The following is a 19,553-nucleotide window of genomic DNA, read 5'->3' on the forward strand; positions in this document are numbered from 1 at the left end:
TAGCACCAATAATAGTATTTTCTCCAATTATAACATTAGGTAAAATTACTACTCCTTCACCAATCCATACATTACTTTTAATTTCAACTGATCCTTTAGAATAAAGTGGTCGCTCAAAGGGAGAAAAGATAATAGAATCACTTTCAATTTTTCCATGGTAGTGGTCTGTAATAAAAACTTTACTAGCTATTAGTACACCATCACCAATTATAATCTTATTAATAGCTCCAATATGACAATCGTGATTTATTCTAACATTATCTCCGATTATTATTTTAGGATTAAATTTAAATCCTAAATATTCGTCGATTGCTTCAAGACGGAAGCGCAAACCACAATTGAAATTTTCACCAATTGAAATGTATTTTTCACCATGTAAGTAAAATGGAGATATAATAAAGAAGTTTTTCCCAATTTGATTAAATCGTTTTGCATACCAAAAAGAATAAGCATAATTAAAATAAAAATTTATTATTATTGCCCTGCGAGGAGAAACAATAAAATAAAATATGCTTACTAGCAATTCAACTATCTTAAACATAATTTTTTTCATTACACCTACTCATTATCAGAATGCCATTCCTTTTTTTTATTTTTAAAAATAAAATATGTCCAAATAAAACTTATAGCCGTAATAATCATATATCCCAAGGTCATTCCAAAAGAACCAAAATTTTTCCCTAGAACAATTGCTGAAATTGAACACAATATCCCAATCACGACGCTTAATAATAACATCGGTTCTTTTTTATGGCAGCGAAGATAAGTGGCCCAAGCGTTGATCATGTGATTTAAAAATATTGGTATCGTCATAAATAACATTGGAAAAAAAGGAAGAAAACGATCTGCTATATTTTGACCATCTATTCTTATATTAAAATATCGAAATGCAAAAATTAATATAAAGAAAATAGTTAATGCTACAAAATTTAAAAAAGAAGATTGAATTAGGGTTTTATTAAATAAAAGATCCAATTCTTTATATTTCTTAATTGAAATCAAACCAGAAAAAGCAGGTATTTTTGTACTAATCCAGCTTAATGTAAACATTAAAATAGCGTTTAAAACAGCTAAAGTCATTCCCATTTGACCTGCTGCAATTGGACCTTCCGTAGCAAAAAGCACTGGATTAAATAATTGAAAAATAAAGTATCCACTAATCCAGCTTAAAGCAATTTTCCATTGGAAAGGGAAAATTTCAATTCGATAATTTACCTTATATATATCGATTTTACTCCAGATGAAAAGAAGTATTTTTTTCTTTTCACTAAATATAATCCAGATCGGAATTATCAAAAATGCAATTATAGCCGCTAAGGGACTAGAGAATAACTTAAAGCCAAAAAAAAACAAACTGAGAACTAAAAACAATTGAACAACTTGTTGCGTAAAACGAATTTTGGCTACTTCCTTAATTTTTCCTAATCCCTCCAAAAAAGCTAAAATTGGAGAAATCATTAGAGAAAATGAGGTTGTAATAGAAAGAATTAACCACGGTATTTGCCATTCAACAATATTGCCATTTTTCCCAAATTTATTAAAAAAACAGTAACCTGTTATTAATAAACCAACAAATAACAAAACAGCAATTACCGCAAACCATCTTATTGTAAATCTAAGTAGAGAAGATAATCTAGAGCTTGCTTCTGTTGGTCCAGAAAAACTAATGCTATCTAACCATTTTAATTGTGCAATTTCGTAAGCTACAAACTGAGTAATGATATTAGATAGACCTAATTCAAAAAAAATTTGAATTGCTAATATACTCCCGAAAGTATAATAATAACCCTGCTCAACTTTTGATAAAAATTTTGCAACAAAAATCAAGGTAACAACTCCTCCTCCTGCTTGTATAATTCTGGACAAAACTGTAAATGCTATAGCTCCGTCGATGCCTAATTTGTTTTTTAACAACAAAAAATTTTTTTTCAATATATTTTAAATAGATTATCTAACATTAAACTCTTACCATTATTTTGCACTTTCTATTATTTTTAGTTTTAATTAGTAAAACTTAGTTAGATTGGTTTTTTTATGAATTTAAAAAAAAGATAAAGATTTTTTTTTACTGCAAATAAATAACTAAAAAAAACCATTTTAGAGTAACTATATTTACCATAATAAATTTGCAAATTTTCTTTAATATTCTCCAAATCAAAAGTATATTCGTTTTTAATTATTTTAGTATTATAATACCAGCTAGCTAAAAAATTAAAAAACAGGTCTTTCTTTATTTTCTCAAAAGTAATAATAGAAAGATGACCTTTTATCATTGCTTGTTCGATCAGCTGTAAATAATCTACAGCAAAAGTTCTAAACAAATTGTACCCACCCTTTTTTGATACTTCCTGATTTTCAAAATAAACATAATCATTAATAATAAATAAATCTTTTGAATATTGACTAAGAAATAAAGAAGTGTGTGGAAACATTGTATTAACTTCTAAATCTGAAATTTTATTAAAATCTTCTTTCCAAATCGAAAATCCGGAACTCCATGAGCTCCAAAATGACAAATCGGAATTAAAAGAATTAAAACAACTATAGCTTCTTATTCCATCTATACCAGAACCTTTAAAAAAAATCAGTGGTTTTAATAATTCTTGTTGTTTGATAAAAGAAATGAATTTTGATAATCCTTGATTTGAAAATAAAGTATAATTATTATGCAATTTTAAAAACATACCTCTACCTAATTTTAAAGCATTTAATGAATTCAAAAATCCTTCGCAATCCGTCCTACTGTATATAATATTAGGAAAATGTTGGTAAGATTTTAATAAAATTTCTAACTCATTATTTTTTGAATTATCAGATAGTACTACCTCAAAATCACAAAAAGGCACTATACAATCATTATATATACTATCTAAAGTATTTTTTAAAATTTCAATTCGCCCATTAGTTGGAATACATATTGAAAGATAAACTTTATCCATTTAGTTATTTATTTTTCATTTTGACCAATTCATGGTTATAAAAGTTTCTAATACCTTCTTCTAAGCTAATTTTTTTAGAATCACCAACTAAGTCAGTATATTTCTCAACATTTAATATCATAATCGGAACATCAACCGATCTTCCTTCTAAATATTCAACTTCAAAATCTTTTATTGAATATTTCTTTAAAATAGCAATAATATCATTTATAGAAGATCCTTGACCACTACCTATATTGTATATTTCATTATTTGAGCCATTTTCAATAATAGCAACAACTCCTTTTGCCAAATCATCAATATTGATATAGTCCCTAACGACAGTTCCATCTCCCCATATAGATATTTTCTCGTTATTCAATAAATGTCCAATTGAAGCCGCTATCAAACCTTGCTTACCAAATATATTCTGTCCGATACCATAAGGATTTGAAGGTCTTAAAATAAGATAATTTAATCCTGACTTTTTGCCTTCTAATAAAATAGACTGCTCTATTATAAGCTTTGACTGGCCGTAATAAGAAATTGGATTTGTTGCACTTGACTCTATAAAAAAACCATTTTCATTAATACCATAAATAGCACCACCTGAAGAGAAAAAAACAAATTTAACATTCGATTTAGCAAAAAAAGGAAGTAAGGTTATTGTTGGTTTAATTATTGCATCAAATTCATTAAGATATTCATCAATATTACTCGATGGAATTAAAGTTGAAACTAGATGAATAACAGTATTAATTGAATGATCTAAAACAATTTTTTTTACTAACTCTATCTCTTCTAATTTGCCGTAATAAATTGTAAAATTATTATTTGAATGATGTAATGAACCATTTGGCAATTCTAATACAAATATTTTGTACTTTTCCTTTGCAAAAAATTTAATAATATTAGACCCTATAAAACCAGTACCTCCTATCAATAATACATTTTCCATACACTTAATTGATTCAGAACCTCATTACAATTTATTGTAATTATCCCTGACAAAAATATTTCAATTTTAAACTAAATTTTTAAATATTTTTTTTAATATAAGAAATAAAATACTTAGGAAAACTGCTAAGAAGCCTCCTAGTAGAATACCCTTATGCTTACTTAATCCTTCTTTTGCTAATGGTAAAATGGGTCTATCTATTACTTGTATTAACGGAGTTTCTTTACGAAGAGTAACTTTAGCTAATTCAGCCTGTTTTACTAATTCTGTCAATATAGCGGTATTTGCCTGAACATCAACTTGCCTGTTTGCAGAAGGCGCTCTACGAACATTCATAGCTGGATTTAAGTTAAAAGTATTATCATTTGCAACTGCAACACCTGTAATAGACCTATTTAATTCTCTACGAATAGAATCGACCTGATGTTCTAAAATTGACATATTTATTCTAGCTTTTTTACTTTTAGTTTCAATATAAAATTTACCTACTTCTTTTACTAAAGCTTCACAAAAGTATTTAGCAAACATCTCGTTATTAGAAGACATGTCAATACTAATTATTGCAACTTTTTTATCTTTTTGTCCAACAGTTAACCCTTTCGCAGATAAACCATTATATAACGACCCTAAAATACTATCATGAACGCGAGTAAAATTTTTGCGTTCGCTATCTGGTAGAAATTTAATTTTAGCCAGTTTTGGATTTTCATTCCAACTAGCTCTGATATTATTAATAGCAATATACATTTCAGCTAAAGAAATTATTTTTCCATTATAATCAACAGGAGTTAATAGTGTCTGCTCAACCATCCTGCGGGATTTGAATAACTCTGTTAAATTCGAACCTGTAAATATATTCCCTCCATTACCTCCTAAATCTAAACCAAAGGAACTGGCCAAACCCAATGCACCTCCTAAACCACCACTGGATTTATCATCTTCCAATACAAAAGATAAAGTTGCAGTATAAATAGTTTTCTTAAATAATAACGAATAAGTTAATCCTAAAACAGCTCCAAAAATCCCTGCCAAGACTATTGTTTTCCACTGAGAAATGAGATATAAATAAAACACATTACCTTTTTCAATTAATTCTCTTAACGAAATTTCATCTTTTTGAATAGGTCCTTTTTCCATCAAATTCTTATTTAAAAGCTGTAACAATTAACAATGCCAAACTAGCAAATGCAGTTCCAAGCCCTGCCCATTCTCCTGCGCTCATTTTTGTTGTCTCTGGTTTTTCCGGCACAACAATTTGGGAGTCAGGTTCCACTTTTGGATAAGATCTAAAAAACAAAAATGAACCAGTTACTGATGCCTTCCCATTTGGATAAATAATATAGGCCTTTCTTTTCCATCCTTTATGATCAACTCCACCAACAGCATCAATGTAGTACTTAAATCCTTTTCCACTTCTATATGGAATTTCAGAAGTTAACAATACATTTCCAGTTACTTTGACACCCTCATTATAAACTGAAACCTCGATTTCATCACCAGGAAATAAAGTAACGTTTGAATAATGATTTTTATCTTTAACTATTTTTTCCCAGTTAATAGGAATTGTCGCGAATTTTAATTCATCCCTAAGCTTTTTAGATAATTTAGAACTTAATGTATCTTTTTCTTTTAAATTTGAATCTTTTAGATCTTTTCCTTCTTCAGTTAGTTTCTTATCAAGATTAAGATTTACACTTTCTAACTGCTCAATTTGTTCTTCCTTAATCGGTCTTTTAATTTTCATACCATCCAGATTAGCAATTGATGTTAATCCTCCAGCTCTCATTACAACATTGTAAACTGTTTCTCTTTTATTAGCGAGTACATACTTACCTGGATAAGTTACAGCCCCAGTAACTTTAACCATTTCAGGCTTTTCATAAACAGCCATTCTTCTTATATTAATAACATCGAAAGGTTTTAAAACAAAATTTTTAATTTGTTCATTATTATCAGCAGTGATTTCAAGTTCTACTAGTTCGATACGCTTTGGATCGCTGTCGTCAATTGCATCAGATTTTACCATCCTTGCGATCTCAACTCTTTTTGAAGCTGAACCTGTCAATCCTCCGACTTGTACAACTAGGTCGTTTAAGGTTAAATTCTCAAAATATTCGTATTCTCCAGGATTTTTTACTTCTCCATCTATAGTAATTTTATATTCTTCTCTAAAATCAAGTATCGAATAAACTGTAACAATATCTTCTCTTTTTAGCTCAATATCAGAATTTAAATCCCCTGACAAGGCTGCACTTAAATCAACATTTACAATTTCTGTAGTTAAATCTGTTTTTAACCGAATAATTCTTGCTCGTTTCGTATAGGCATCTTCTTTAATACCTTCAGCTCTTGTAATAAGATCTGAAATTCTCATTCCTTCACTATATGAATAATAATCTGGTCTAAAAACTGCTCCTTCTATCTTAATACGATTTTCAAATCGATTTAAGATTTTTGTAACTTTAAAGACATCTCCTGATTTAGGCAAATAAGAACCAAATTCGCTTTCGTTAATATCATGAACTTTAAACTCTTTACCTGTTTTTTGCAAAACATTTACTGATGCTGTGTAAGCGAATTCATTAAATCCAGAAGCGAAATTTAGTAAATCAGAAAAGGTTTCTCCTTTTTTCATCTCGAAAATTCCTGGTCTTTTTACTTCTCCTTCAACTACTACCCTTTCAGTGTATGCAGGAATTCTAATTACATCATTATCTCTTAAATTTACATTCTCCGATTGATCTCCTTTAACTATAAATTTATAAATATCAACATTTTTATAAACTTTGTTATTTCGGATCAATTCTATATTTCTATAACTACCATTTTTACCTGGCCCACCTGCCAGATGCAATGCATTATAAACAGAGGCAAGAGATGAAATAGAATAATTCCCAGGTTGCTTCCCTCCCACAATTGTCACTTTTATAGTTCTAATATCACTTAAACTTACACTAACTTGAGACTGCCCAGATCTAACGGTACTGTACACTCTTGCAATTGCGGCTTTTATTTTTTGCGTAGCAGCCTCAATTGACATTCCTGCTACTGCAATTTGACCAACATTTTGAATTGTAATTTTACCTTCAAAGTTTACAGGAACAGTATCATCAAATAGTTGAACACCATAGACACTAACTTCCAATTTATCACCTGGTCCCAGAACGTAATTTACTGGCGTTGCCATTTTTAAATCTGGCTCAAAACTTAAAGTTGGATTATCAAATAATTCAGATCCAAAAATCAAAGCATTTAAGGAATCTTTTATTTTTTCATTTTTAATTTTTTCTTGTTTTCTTCCAAATTCTGAATCTTCGTCTGTATCTTTTAATTTATCCTTGTCTTTTTTATCCTTATCTTTTTTATTCTTGTCTTTTTTATCCTTATCGCTGGAATTTTTCTTCTCATATTCTTTCACTCGAGTTCTTAATTTATCGAATTCATTTTGGCTCATTCCCTTTGACAAAGCCATTGATTCAACATCATCAATTGTTGCACTATTACTTTTTAATTGAGAAATTATTCTACCAATTTCATCATCTGACAAATAATCTACTTTTACAGTACTTAGATCTTTAGATTTTATAATATCCTGAGCATTTGCATTAAAAGACATTAGTAAAATAAAAAATAATGTAAGAACGTATATTAATTTTTTCATATTTGATTTATAATTTAACCTTAAGTTTATTTAAAAAAACTTATTTGTTTACGAATATTGTTTTTGATAATACTCTTTATATGAACCTGAGGTTACGTTTTGCAACCATTCTTCATTGTTCAAATACCAATTAATAGTTCTTTCTAATCCTTCTTCAAAAGTTACAGATGGTTTCCATCCTAATTCTTTATTAATTTTAGAAGCATCAATTGCATATCGTAAATCATGACCTGGTCTGTCTTTTACATAAGTAATTAACTCTTGAGAAGTTCCTTCAATTTTTCCTAATTTTTGATCCATAATTTGGCATAATAATTTTACCAAATCAATATTTTTCCATTCATTAAATCCTCCTATATTATATGTTTCATGATTTTTTCCTTCATGAAAAACTAAATCAATTGCAATAGCGTGATCTTCTACGAAAAGCCAATCTCTAGTGTAATTCCCATCGCCATAAACAGGTAATGGTTTGTTATTGATTATATTGTTTATAAAAAGAGGAATCAACTTTTCAGGAAAATGATACGATCCATAATTATTAGAACAATTAGTTAAAACATATGGCAGGCCATAAGTCTCTCCGTAAGCTCTGACAAAATGATCAGAACTCGCTTTGGAAGCCGAATATGGAGAATTAGGGTCATATGAAGTCGTTTCAGTAAATAGACCTTCTGCCCCTAGTGATCCATAAACTTCATCAGTACTAATATGATAGAAACGTTTGCCTTCGAAATTATTTTTCCATTGATTCTTGGCAGCGTTTAATAAATTCATAGTTCCAATAACATTTGTTTTTACAAATGCCAATGGATCTTCTATAGACCGGTCAACATGAGACTCAGCTGCTAAATGTAGAACTCCTTCGAAATTATGTTCTGAAAAAAGTTTATTTATAAAGGATTCATCCACAATATCGCCTTTTACAAAAGTATAGTTTAACTGATTTTCAATATCTTTAATATTCTCAAGATTTCCGGCATAAGTTAAAGCATCTAAATTGAAAATTTGGTATTCAGGATATTTATTTACAAAGCGACGAACTACGTGAGAACCAATAAAACCAGCACCACCTGTTATAAGAATTTTTTTCATTTTATTAATTAATTTAGTAAATCAGAATTTATTTTTTCTAATTCGGTATAGATATCTTTAACATCTTGTGAATTTTCTTTTTGCAGAATTAAATTTGCTGTATCTGTATAAACAAAAATAGTGTTTTTTAATCCTAAAAATGTAGTGTGCTTTCCACTCCCAATAACCATATTTCCATTTTTATCAATATGATGTCCTTTTGAAACTAAATAATCATAAACTGATTCAAAAGATCCTAAATCTGACCATGAAAATGATGCCGGAACTACCTTTATTTTTTTACTACGCTCCATTACAGCATAGTCGATACTTATTGATGGTATTTCTAAAGATAAATCTAAATCTAAAAAACCATCTTTACTTGCTTCCCAAACAGCTTTTGATTTCTCATAAACTTCAGGTTGAAATTGCTTTAACTCTTCTAAAAGAACTCCGGCCTTAAAACAGAACATTCCACTATTCCATAAAAAATTTCCTTTTGCAATAAACTCCTTTGCAGTCGTTTCGTTAGGTTTCTCTCTAAATGATAAAACTTTATCTCCTTTTGATTCAATATAACCATATCCCGTTTCAGGCTTGGTTGGAATAATTCCAAATGTGACTATATAACCATCTTGTGCTTTTGAAATTGCTTCATCAATTGCCTGATTGTAATTCTCCATTCTATCAATAATATGGTCAGAAGGCGTTACAATTAATATATCATCCGGATTTGATGCAAATGCAGCAAAAGCAATAGCCGCCGCTGTATTTCTTGGAGTAGCTTCAACAATATTCACATAAGCAGTATTGGTTTTATTCATAACTTTACCACTTAAATGATGATTGTCTACATTACCTACAACCATTACTTTATTTGCTAAATGACTATTTCTATCAACCGTCATCTCAAATAATGATTTATTCTCAAATATCTCAAGATATTGTTTAGGTTGACTCTTACGGGAAAGTGGCCATAATCTACTACCAACTCCACCCGTCAAAATTACATGTATAATTGAATTGTTTTTCTCCATTTTTCTTTTAGTATAAAAAAAAGAATTTCAGTTCTATAATCTATTATCGGCTATAGCACCTAAAACTCCTTTTACGTCATATAATAAACTATTTGATTTTTGTAACTCTGAAAAGTTTAATTCTAAAAACTCAGCATGGGCAACTCCTAAGACAATAGCATCAAATTTTTCTGCTGGTAATGAATCTATTGTCGTCAATTTATATTCTTTTTTAACTTCTTGTATATTTGCTAATGGGTCATATATTGTAACTGATATACCATATTCTTTTAATGATTTTACTACATCTACAATTTTGGTATTTCTAACATCGGGGCAATTTTCCTTAAAAGTAATTCCAAGCATCAGAAGGTTTGCTCCATTAACTGAAATCCCTTTTTTAATCATTAATTTAACCACTTGCGACGCTACGTATTCTCCCATACTATCATTCAAACGTCGTCCTGCTAAAATTATTTCAGGATGATATCCAAATTCTTGTGCTCTTTGTGCTAAATAATAAGGATCTACACCAATGCAATGTCCTCCAACCAAACCAGGTTTAAAGGGTAAAAAATTCCATTTAGTCGCTGCCGCTGTTAATACTTCTTGTGTATCAATATTCATCAAATTAAATATCTTGGCTAACTCATTTACAAAAGCGATATTAATATCTCTTTGTGAGTTTTCAATAACCTTTGCGGCTTCGGCAACTTTTATACTTGGTGCTAAATGTGTACCTGCTGTAATGACAGATTTGTAAAGAGCATCAACTTTTAAACCAATTTCTTTTGTTGATCCAGACGTTACTTTTAAGATTTTCTCAACAGTATGTTCCTTATCTCCCGGGTTTATTCTTTCTGGTGAATATCCGGCAAAGAAATCGACATTAAATTCTAAACCTGAAACTCTTTCTAAAACAGGGATGCATTGTTCCTCTGTAACTCCTGGATATACAGTAGATTCATAAATTACAATATCATCTTTTTTTAAGACTTTTCCAACAGATTCACTAGATTTATATAAAGGAGTTAAATCTGGACGATTATTTTTATCAACTGGCGTTGGAACTGTTATTATAAAATAATTACAATCTGCAATATCACTTAAAGTAGTAGTGCAATACAATCCATTTTCATTATTAGAATTAGCAACTAAGACTTTTTGTAAAGTCTCATCATCCACTTCTAAAGTTGTATCAGTACCTGATTTTAAAGTAGCTACTCTTGATTCATTTATATCAAAACCCACAACTGGATATTTAGTAGCAAATAGTCTCGCTAAAGGAAGACCAACATAACCCAAACCTATAATGGCAATTTTTATGTTTTCATCCATTTTTCTTATCTTTTTATCAACTTTGATCATTACAACTCATGGCTTCGCCACTCTGAGTCACAAATATTGGACACAGATACTCTAGAATCATTTTTTGGCAAATATAACACATTCACTCAATTTATTCAATGAGTTTCTTACAGAACTACAAAAGAAACAGAATAAAAAAAATAACGGGTTTTCAAATCTTTACAAATCAGATAACAACGATTTTTTTTACAAGAAAAAAGAGAGCAAATATCACACAAAAAGTGATTTTTGCTCTCTTATTCTTATTATTTGATGCTGATTGTATCCTAAAATTATTTATATTTTATTTTCAGAACACATCCTAAAGATTCCAAAACTAAAATATAATGCGTATTAGAAACTTCTTTTACTATCGCATCCTGATTACTAAAAGCTCCTGTTTCTAATGTTATACGATCACCAACCTGAATTGAAGTTACTGAAACATCACTTAAATTAGGAGACGATAGACTTTTCTTTATAACATTAATCTCTTCGTCTCTTACAATTGCAGGTTTTCCTAACCAAAACAAATATCGAACTACACCCGAAATTTGAAAAACAGAATTTCGCTCACTTTCCAACAACTTAACAAATACATAAGAATTAAAAAGCGGCACTTCAACTTTCTTTTTTCTGTCTGACCATTGCTTTATTTGGGTAATGACAGGACAGTAAGATTCAATTCCAATTTCAAGTAGTCTCTCTGCAACCTTTTTCTCCCATTTGGGTTTAGTATAAATAACATACCAATTCATAATTTTTTCTATCTTGAAAATCCAGCCCTTTTTGTTATTACTATTTATTTAAATTTCAGATTAACTTTAATCTTCAATTAAGAACCTATTCCATTATAAATAAACCCAATTGCTTCTAATTCTTTACCATTTAATATATTTCTTCCATCAAAAACAAAAGCCGGTTTATGCATTGAATCGTAAATTTTCTTCCAATCATAAGCAGCAAATTCATCCCATTCAGTCAGAATTGCAATTGCATGTGATCCATTGCAAGCATTATAAGCATCATCAAACGTTAAAACTGCTGAATTGTTTTCTTCAACTAATCTTGTTTCTAAATAATTTAAATCATTTAGCATTTTATTTCTTGAAACTTTCGGATCATAAACTGAAATTTTCGCTTGTTCATTGATTAAATCGTCTGCTACATATATAGCCGCAGACTCACGTGTATCATTGGTGTCTTTTTTGAATGCCCAACCTAAAAAAGTAATTTTTTTATCCGCAACGGTGTTGTATAGCGTCTGAACAATTTTATTTGAAAATCTTCTTTTTTGATGATCATTCATAATAATTACTTGCTCCCAATAATCTGCAACCTCAAGTAATCCATAAGATTTAGCGATATAAACCAGATTAAGAATATCTTTCTGAAAACATGAACCTCCAAATCCTACTGATGCTTTTAAAAATTTAGGACCGATTCTACTATCCATTCCAATCGCTCTGGCAACCTCGTTTACATCTGCTCCGGTTTTTTCACATAGTTCAGACATTGCATTTATTGAAGAAATACGTTGAGCTAAAAAAGCATTTGCTGTAAGTTTTGATAATTCTGATGACCAAACATTTGTAGTCAATATTTTATCTCTACTTACCCAATTAGCATAAACATCAACTAAAGAATTAATCGCAGCTTCGCCTTCTGGTGCTGTATCTCCGCCTATTAAAATTCTGTCTGGATTTAATAAATCTGAAACAGCAGTTCCTTCTGCTAAAAATTCAGGATTTGATAAAATCTGAAATTGAACTCCATTTCCAGTATTATCCAGAATACTTTTTATCGCCTCGGCAGTTCGAACAGGCAAAGTAGATTTCTCTACAACAATTTTATTTTGTTTAGCAACTTTTGCAATTTGCCTTGCGCATAATTCAATATATTTAAGATCCGCAGCCATTCCTTTTCCTTTTCCATAGGTTTTGGTAGGCGTATTTACTGAAATAAAGATAACTTCAGCTTCATCGATTGCTTTTTCAACTTCTGTGGAGAAAAAAAGATTTCTTCCTCTCGCCTCAGCTACAATTTCTGAAAGTCCAGGTTCGTAAATAGGTATATTTTCTGTATTTGGATCATTCCAATCTTTAATTCTTTGTTCATTCAAATCAACAACAGTCACTTGAATATGAGGGCATTTTTGCGCAATTACTGCCATTGTTGGCCCTCCAACATAACCAGCTCCAATACAACAAATTTTTGTGATTTTCATTTATTTCTTATTATGTTATCCTTGATTTATTTCAAATTATTCCAATACCAATTTACTGCTTCTTTTAACCCATCCTGCAACGAATATTTTGGATTGTAACCTAATATATTTTTTGCCTTATCAATACTTGCTAATGAATGTGGAATATCCCCCACTCTGTTTACTCCATAGACAACTTCAACATCTGCTATTTTTGAATCAAATTCAGCTAAATATTTTTTCAAATACCCTACCAGATCATTTAATGTATTTCGATCACCATATGCCGTATTATAAACAGTGTTTATAGCTTCCGGATTTTGACTTGTCATAGCTAATTCATTCATCTGAATTACATTATCAATATAAGTAAAATCACGAGAATAATTTCCATCACCATTAATTACCGGACTTTCATAATGCATGAATTGCATTACAAATTTAGGAATTACTGCAGCATAAGCACCATTTGGATCCTGTTTTCTTCCAAAAACATTAAAATAACGTAATCCAATAGTTTCTAAACCATACGTTTTACTAAAAATCTCCGCATATAATTCATTTACATATTTCGTAATTGCGTACGGCGATAAAGGTTTTCCTATGACATCTTCTACTTTTGGCAATCCTTGAGAATCTCCATAGGTTGAAGAACTTGCAGCATAAATAAAACGTTTAATTTTTGCATCGCGTGAAGCTACCAAAATATTAAGAAATCCTGAAACGTTAACATCATTTGTAGTTATCGGATCATTTATAGACCTTGGCACAGAACCTAAAGCTGCCTGATGTAAAACATAATCAACATCTTTTACAGACAAAACACAATCTTCTATATTTCGTATATCTCCTTCAATTAATTTAAAATTAGGATGATTTAAAATATCTTTCAAATTATGACGATGGCCCGTCGAAAAATTATCTAAACAAATTACTTTATGACCAGATTTTAGAAAATACTCACATAAATTTGAACCAATAAAACCCGCTCCACCCGTAATCAAAATTTTATATTGAGTTGATGCTTCCATTTATTGAATTTATTTTTTATTGAATTTATTAGAAAGAGACTTTATAAAACCTGGCTTTACTTCTTCTTCGTGATAACCATTAGAATATACTCCATAACCGTACCCGTAAGCAGTTCCATATTTTGCTTTATTCTCATATCCATTCAAAACAATACTTGTATTATTTAGCTCTCCTCTTTTTACTCTAGTATTCAACAACGTGATCATATCTTTTTTAGTATAATTTTGTCTAACAATATACAATGTTACATCTGCATACTGAACCAATTCTAAAGCATCGGAAACAAGACCAACCGGCGGAGTATCTAAAATAATATAATCATATTTTTGTTTTAGCTCTTCTATCAACTCTTTCATAGCTTCACTTATGATAAGCTCAGACGGGTTGGGTGGAATAGGGCCGGAAAGTATAACATCAAGATTAGGAATTTCTGTTGGATTAATAATTTCACTCAACGTTTTTTGTTTAATTAAATAATTCACAACTCCTGTCTGATTACTCAAATTAAACTCATCAGCTAATCTGGGTTTTCTTAAATCTAAACCAATAATAACAGTTTTCTTTTCGCTTAAAGCGAAAATAGTAGCAATATTTATAGAGCAAAATGTTTTTCCTTCTCCACTTATAGATGAAGTGATCATTAACGTTTTTGAACCACTTACCTGCTGTTTTTTGTACAAAAATTGTAATGAAGAACGAATAGCTCTAAAAGACTCAGAAAGTGCCGATTTTGGCTTATCAAATACTGCTAAATTAACATTATCCTTATTTACTCCAATTACTCCAATAAGTGGAATCTGAGTCAATTTATTAATGTCTTCAGTATTTTGAATTGAATTATTAATGAAGAAAATTCCAAAAACGAATAACAAAGGAACTAAAATACCTAAAAATAAAGCCAATACATAATTTACAGAAGTTTTAGGTCCAATTAAACCACCTCCAATATCTTTGGCCGGATCAATAAAATGTATATCTGATAAATTAGAAGCTTTTACAATTTCTGCTTCATTGCGCTTTTGAAGAAATTCAGTATAAATATTATCATTTAAATCATATTTTCTTTTAATCTTCAATAATTCCTGCTGTTCTTCCGGCAATTTTTTAACTGTACTTTCTGCCTGTCCAATTTTGGCATTCACCATAGATAAATCGTACAACAATGAAGATTTTGCTGTACCTATATTTTCTAATAAAACATCTTTAACAGCACGCATTTGGTTATCAAAATCTTTAAAAATCTTATCGCTTTTTACTGCATAAGCCATCTCTGACCTTTGAGTAGAAAGTGCTATTATTTTGGACACATTGGCAACAATATTTGGATCTTCAATTCCAGCAACTGACGGAGCCGGAAGCCTGGAATAATCGACACTGTTATTCAAATAAGTTTTTAATGAATTATAATATGCTATTTTTCTGGAAATTTGATCTCTCTCTACATCAAAATTCATTATTTGATCTGAAAACTTTGCACCTCCGGCTTCTATATCATAAACATTCTTATCTTTTCTGAAAGTTTTTAATTCATTTCCGGTTTGCTTCAATTGCCCTTCCATAGCCACAAGCGTGCTATCTATAAATCGTATTGTATTGTTTGCAAATTGATTTTTTCCGTCAAGCTGAATTTTTATCAACATTCTTACGGTAGCATTTAGATATTCTACCATTCGGGCTTTGTTTGTACCCTGCATACTTAAAGTCAATATAGAACCTCCTTTATCGTCAGAATCAATATTTATACCTCTGTATTTTGATACTGTGCCATTAAAATCATTGAATCTTACAAAGTATTCATTTCCTTTATAAAAACCGGGATTATCATTGATTTGTAACTTCCAATTTAAAAAAGGCAATGTAACCTGTTCTCCCACTTTATACCTTTTTACAAATTCTGCAGGCTGTACATTTGTATTCGAATAAGTATTGGTCGTGTAGTCTACTACTGAAACTGAAGAATTTTCAAACGGAATTCGAATTTCATATACATTTTCACTTAAAAACTTAATCCCAATTAAAGTATTTGCAAGCTGACCTTTTGATTTATCAATATTTAGATAAAAAGGAACTGCTCCGTATGCATCGGTCAAATTATATTTTCCTTGTTTCAGATAATCAATATAAAATTGCAACTTACTCACAACTAACTCATTATGCGATCTTGATTGCAATATAGTCGAAATTCCATTTACCTGATCAGATATTCCTCCCCAATTAAAGACCAAACTTGTATTTGAAGTAAAAAAAGGATTACTTTCTTCTTTGATAGAAATCATCGTTTGCATTGCGTAAATTTTCTCTTTTCGAATATTTACCTGATATGCAATTGTAAATGCAATTATTAAACTAGCGAGAAACCATTTCCAATAACTGGCAATTTTTAATAAAAACCCTTTAAAATCAAAATTTGAATGATTTTCAAAAATCGAAAAATCTTTTATATCTAACATTTTTTGAATTTAGTTTAATTTTTCAGAATCAAATAAACCGTCGTTGCTAATGACAACAAGGTTATAATTGTACCAATTGATTGTATTCCAGTTTGTCCTGTTCCCCATGTTTTTTGTCTTAGTGGTTTTACATAAATGTAATCATTAGGCTGTAGATAATAATATGGAGATTTCATCACATTTACATCAGTAAGATCAAGGTCGTTCATTTGAACTCCCGTTGGTGTTTGACGAATTACGGTTACAGCTCTTCTATTTCCAACAGTCGTAATATCTCCAGCGTTTGCAATAGCTTCCATAATATTTACATGTTGCTGAAATAGTGTTTTAGTTCCAGTACTTCCCACTTCTCCATTAATTGTATATCGAAAACCCGCTAATTTGACGGTCACAAAAATATTCGCATCACTTTTAAAATATTCTTCAAGTAATTTTTTTTCAATTTTAACTCTTACCTCCTCGATTGTAAATCCAATTACATTTATTTCACCTAAAATTGGCATACGGATATTTCCATGATCATCGACCGTAAAACCATTGAAATATAATGATGATTCTGATTTTGCTGTAGTTCCTGAAGCTGATTCGGTTGAATTAAAAATAGTAACAAGTTTAGGATCAATTGCTTTTATATCGATACTAATAATATCATTAACTTGCAATCTATAAGGTTTAGATTCGACTGCGGCAATTGTATTTTGTTCTGCTGAAGTATTTTTATCTTGTAAATACACCAAATCTTTTATTGGAATACAAGATGTAAAAAGTGTGCTAATTAACAGCAATATATAAAAGCTTTTTCTTGTCATTATTTAAAATTTAGTCGCAAATATAGCTTTTCCTTTAATCTTCAGGAAATCTAACTTTTGTTTGGTTTTATTTAGTTGTTTTTAAAAGTTTTTTCGAATGGTACTCTGTGTAAAATACTTCTTCCAAGTGTAATTTCATCAGCATATTCTAATTCGTCCCCCACAGATATTCCTCTTGCAATTGTCGAAATCACAATTTCAGATTCTGCAATTTGTTTATAGATATAAAAATTAGTTGTATCGCCTTCCATAGTAGAGCTTAGCGCAAAAATAATCTCAATTACTTTTCCGGCTTTCACTTTTTCTACTAAACTTGAAATATTTAATTGCCCAGGCCCAACACCTTCAATTGGAGAAATTTTTCCTCCGAGTACGTGATAAATTCCTTTATATTGTCCTGTATTTTCGATTGCCATCACATCTCTAATATCTTCTACGACACAAATCGTCTGATGGTTTCTGCCTGAATTTGCACAGATTTCGCAAACTGTTGTATCAGAAATATTATGACAGCTTCTACAAAACTTAATATCTTCACGCATATTTAGCAATGCCTGAGATAAAAAACCAGTTTGTTCCTTTGGTTGCTTTAGCAAATGCAAAACCAATCGTAATGCCGTACGCTTACCAATACCTGGTAATTGCGACATTTCGTTAACCGCCTTTTCTATTAACTTTGATGAAAATTCCATAACGACAAAAGTAATACTTTTAATGGTTTAGTAGACTTGGGGACAACTAAATTCACTGTGTTTTAAAGAGCAAATATACTACTAAGAGTTTTTTTACTTAAATTATAAATCAAATCCTTTCTTATTATTGAACAGAATAAAAAAGGATTTGAACTAAACCGGACAATCCGGAAAATTAGTATTGATTTGTTGCCAATAAAACCAAAGTACAAGCAACTTCTGCCTTAATATCATTCAATTCAAGCAACTGATATAATTCAGGATTTTCAGTTCCTGGATTAAAAACTACTCTTTTTGGCTGAGCTTCGATTATGTAATTGTAATAATCACGCTGACGCGTAGGGTTTAAATACAAAGTTACTGTGTCTATATTTTTAACCGGAATTGCTTTGGTTTGAATTTTTACACCGGCTACTTCACCGGTATTTTGACCAATTGCTAAAACAGTATGTCCTTTTTGAACCAACATATTTATAGCTCTATATGCGTATCGATCTGGTTTTGTAGTAGCTCCCAGAACTAAAGTTTTCTTATTTTTCATCATTTTAAAATATTTTACAAAAGTAGTCAAAAAGAATGAGCTAATTTTAAGTTATTAATTTACGAATTAAAGCAATAAAAAACGAATAACCTTACATCAAATTGTTCTGTAATATTAAAATTTGACTATTTTTACTTCGTTAACCAAAACTCTATGGATTTATTTATTTACTTATTTGCTGCTCTTTTTTCGGTTTTAAACCCAATTGGCACTGTTCCTATTTTTGTTGGACTTACACAGGATGACTCTCAGAAAGAACGCTCGAGAATTTCACTTTGGACAGCGATAAATGTTTTTATAATTTTAATGGTTTCTTATTTTATAGGTCAATATGTTTTAACCTTTTTCGGGATCAGCATTGACGCTCTTAGAATTGCCGGCGGAATCGTAATTGTGAATTCGGGCTTTTCTTTACTTTCAGGGAAATTCAACAAAAAACGAGGCATCAACAAAAAAATTGAAAATGAAGCACACCATCGAAACGATATTGCGCTTACTCCATTAGCAATACCAATGTTAGCTGGCCCTGGATCGATGTCATTATTAATTGCTTTTTATCAGGAACACCATAAAATGAATGAAATCATTATTTCTAGTTTAGCCATTTTTGCGATTGCCGTTGCCATTTTTGCCATACTTAAAAGCGCACATTACTTAGCCCGTATATTAGGAGCTTCAGGAATTGTAGCAATATCAAGAATAGTTGGTTTTATTGTAATTTCTATTGGGATTCAATATATAGTAAGCTCAATCGTAAATATTATCAAAGGAAATTTGATGTAATTCATTTCTATATTTATATTAAAAACAAAAGGGATAAAACATACGTTCTATCCCTTTTTTATATTC

General features: G+C 30.2%; 17 protein-coding genes. 1 reads left to right on the forward strand and 16 read right to left on the reverse strand.

Features of this window, described 5'->3' with window-relative positions:
• The 16 genes from AC4FQ3_RS14875 to AC4FQ3_RS14950 form a co-directional block, all read right to left on the reverse strand.
• Positions 1-553 (reverse strand): LbetaH domain-containing protein (locus AC4FQ3_RS14875; RefSeq protein ID WP_491182351.1); only part of this gene is annotated, 553 nt, incomplete at its 3' end.
• A 5-nt stretch (positions 554-558) separates the two neighbouring features.
• Complete coding sequence (locus AC4FQ3_RS14880; RefSeq protein ID WP_491182352.1) at positions 559-1,932, reverse strand: lipopolysaccharide biosynthesis protein; 1,374 nt, start codon at positions 1,930-1,932, stop codon at positions 559-561.
• 86 nt (positions 1,933-2,018) lie between these two features.
• Entirely contained in the window at positions 2,019-2,939 is a 921-nt protein-coding gene (locus AC4FQ3_RS14885) for a glycosyltransferase family 2 protein (RefSeq protein ID WP_491182353.1), read from the reverse strand.
• 4 nt (positions 2,940-2,943) lie between these two features.
• On the reverse strand, positions 2,944-3,876 hold the full coding sequence (locus AC4FQ3_RS14890) for an NAD-dependent epimerase/dehydratase family protein (RefSeq protein ID WP_491182354.1): 933 nt from the start codon (positions 3,874-3,876) through the stop codon (positions 2,944-2,946).
• 66 nt (positions 3,877-3,942) lie between these two features.
• Complete coding sequence (locus AC4FQ3_RS14895) at positions 3,943-5,013, reverse strand: lipopolysaccharide biosynthesis protein (RefSeq protein ID WP_491182355.1); 1,071 nt, start codon at positions 5,011-5,013, stop codon at positions 3,943-3,945.
• A gap of 7 nt (positions 5,014-5,020) precedes the next feature.
• Positions 5,021-7,537, reverse strand: coding sequence for an SLBB domain-containing protein (locus tag AC4FQ3_RS14900; protein ID WP_491182356.1), 2,517 nt, complete (start codon positions 7,535-7,537; stop codon positions 5,021-5,023).
• A gap of 48 nt (positions 7,538-7,585) precedes the next feature.
• Positions 7,586-8,632 carry a dTDP-glucose 4,6-dehydratase gene (gene rfbB / locus AC4FQ3_RS14905; protein WP_491182357.1) on the reverse strand — a complete coding sequence of 349 codons (1,047 nt, stop codon included), beginning with the start codon at positions 8,630-8,632 and terminating at the stop codon, positions 7,586-7,588.
• Positions 8,633-8,640: 8 nt separating this feature from the next.
• Complete coding sequence (locus tag AC4FQ3_RS14910; RefSeq protein WP_491182358.1) at positions 8,641-9,648, reverse strand: mannose-1-phosphate guanylyltransferase; 1,008 nt, start codon at positions 9,646-9,648, stop codon at positions 8,641-8,643.
• A gap of 33 nt (positions 9,649-9,681) precedes the next feature.
• The gene (locus AC4FQ3_RS14915; protein ID WP_491182359.1) at positions 9,682-10,965 is read right to left on the reverse strand and encodes a nucleotide sugar dehydrogenase; all 1,284 of its coding nucleotides are present in this window, start codon (positions 10,963-10,965) and stop codon (positions 9,682-9,684) included.
• Positions 10,966-11,267: 302 nt separating this feature from the next.
• Complete coding sequence (locus tag AC4FQ3_RS14920) at positions 11,268-11,732, reverse strand: UpxY family transcription antiterminator (RefSeq protein WP_491182360.1); 465 nt, start codon at positions 11,730-11,732, stop codon at positions 11,268-11,270.
• 77 nt (positions 11,733-11,809) lie between these two features.
• Positions 11,810-13,201, reverse strand: coding sequence for a UDP-glucose 6-dehydrogenase (locus tag AC4FQ3_RS14925; RefSeq protein ID WP_491182361.1), 1,392 nt, complete (start codon positions 13,199-13,201; stop codon positions 11,810-11,812).
• Between the two features lie 26 nt (positions 13,202-13,227).
• Positions 13,228-14,211: an SDR family oxidoreductase gene (locus AC4FQ3_RS14930; RefSeq protein WP_491182362.1), complete on the reverse strand. Its 984-nt coding sequence runs from the start codon at positions 14,209-14,211 to the stop codon at positions 13,228-13,230.
• Between the two features lie 9 nt (positions 14,212-14,220).
• On the reverse strand, positions 14,221-16,662 hold the full coding sequence (locus AC4FQ3_RS14935; protein ID WP_491182363.1) for a polysaccharide biosynthesis tyrosine autokinase: 2,442 nt from the start codon (positions 16,660-16,662) through the stop codon (positions 14,221-14,223).
• 14 nt (positions 16,663-16,676) lie between these two features.
• On the reverse strand, positions 16,677-17,471 hold the full coding sequence (locus AC4FQ3_RS14940; protein WP_073395805.1) for a polysaccharide biosynthesis/export family protein: 795 nt from the start codon (positions 17,469-17,471) through the stop codon (positions 16,677-16,679).
• Between the two features lie 71 nt (positions 17,472-17,542).
• Complete coding sequence (recR, locus tag AC4FQ3_RS14945) at positions 17,543-18,163, reverse strand: recombination mediator RecR (protein WP_491182364.1); 621 nt, start codon at positions 18,161-18,163, stop codon at positions 17,543-17,545.
• Positions 18,164-18,338: 175 nt separating this feature from the next.
• Positions 18,339-18,704 carry a CoA-binding protein gene (locus AC4FQ3_RS14950; RefSeq protein ID WP_073395799.1) on the reverse strand — a complete coding sequence of 122 codons (366 nt, stop codon included), beginning with the start codon at positions 18,702-18,704 and terminating at the stop codon, positions 18,339-18,341.
• A gap of 153 nt (positions 18,705-18,857) precedes the next feature.
• Here AC4FQ3_RS14950 and AC4FQ3_RS14955 point away from each other — a divergent pair, with 153 nt between their 5' ends.
• A complete protein-coding gene (locus tag AC4FQ3_RS14955; protein WP_042565886.1) occupies positions 18,858-19,487 on the forward strand; it encodes a MarC family NAAT transporter in 630 nt (209 codons plus the stop codon).
• Positions 19,488-19,553: the final 66 nt, after the last annotated feature.

It is taken from the genome of Flavobacterium sp. AK-345 (assembly GCF_058310175.1).

Excerpts from the sequence above, each read along its gene's own strand:
- AC4FQ3_RS14885 (WP_491182353.1), bottom strand. The coding sequence starts at position 2,939 with ATGGATAAAGTTTATCTTTCAATATGTATTCCAACTAATGGGCGAATT.
- AC4FQ3_RS14895 (WP_491182355.1), bottom strand. The coding sequence starts at position 5,013 with ATGGAAAAAGGACCTATTCAAAAAGATGAAATTTCGTTAAGAGAATTA.
- AC4FQ3_RS14950 (WP_073395799.1), bottom strand. The coding sequence starts at position 18,704 with ATGAAAAATAAGAAAACTTTAGTTCTGGGAGCTACTACAAAACCAGAT.
- rfbB (WP_491182357.1), bottom strand. The coding sequence starts at position 8,632 with ATGAAAAAAATTCTTATAACAGGTGGTGCTGGTTTTATTGGTTCTCAC.
- AC4FQ3_RS14925 (WP_491182361.1), bottom strand. The coding sequence starts at position 13,201 with ATGAAAATCACAAAAATTTGTTGTATTGGAGCTGGTTATGTTGGAGGG.
- AC4FQ3_RS14935 (WP_491182363.1), bottom strand. The coding sequence starts at position 16,662 with ATGTTAGATATAAAAGATTTTTCGATTTTTGAAAATCATTCAAATTTT.
- AC4FQ3_RS14890 (WP_491182354.1), bottom strand. The coding sequence starts at position 3,876 with ATGGAAAATGTATTATTGATAGGAGGTACTGGTTTTATAGGGTCTAAT.
- AC4FQ3_RS14910 (WP_491182358.1), bottom strand. The coding sequence starts at position 9,648 with ATGGAGAAAAACAATTCAATTATACATGTAATTTTGACGGGTGGAGTT.
- AC4FQ3_RS14900 (WP_491182356.1), bottom strand. The coding sequence starts at position 7,537 with ATGAAAAAATTAATATACGTTCTTACATTATTTTTTATTTTACTAATG.
- AC4FQ3_RS14920 (WP_491182360.1), bottom strand. The coding sequence starts at position 11,732 with ATGAATTGGTATGTTATTTATACTAAACCCAAATGGGAGAAAAAGGTT.
- recR (WP_491182364.1), bottom strand. The coding sequence starts at position 18,163 with ATGGAATTTTCATCAAAGTTAATAGAAAAGGCGGTTAACGAAATGTCG.
- AC4FQ3_RS14915 (WP_491182359.1), bottom strand. The coding sequence starts at position 10,965 with ATGGATGAAAACATAAAAATTGCCATTATAGGTTTGGGTTATGTTGGT.
- AC4FQ3_RS14930 (WP_491182362.1), bottom strand. The coding sequence starts at position 14,211 with ATGGAAGCATCAACTCAATATAAAATTTTGATTACGGGTGGAGCGGGT.
- AC4FQ3_RS14940 (WP_073395805.1), bottom strand. The coding sequence starts at position 17,471 with ATGACAAGAAAAAGCTTTTATATATTGCTGTTAATTAGCACACTTTTT.
- AC4FQ3_RS14955 (WP_042565886.1), top strand. The coding sequence starts at position 18,858 with ATGGATTTATTTATTTACTTATTTGCTGCTCTTTTTTCGGTTTTAAAC.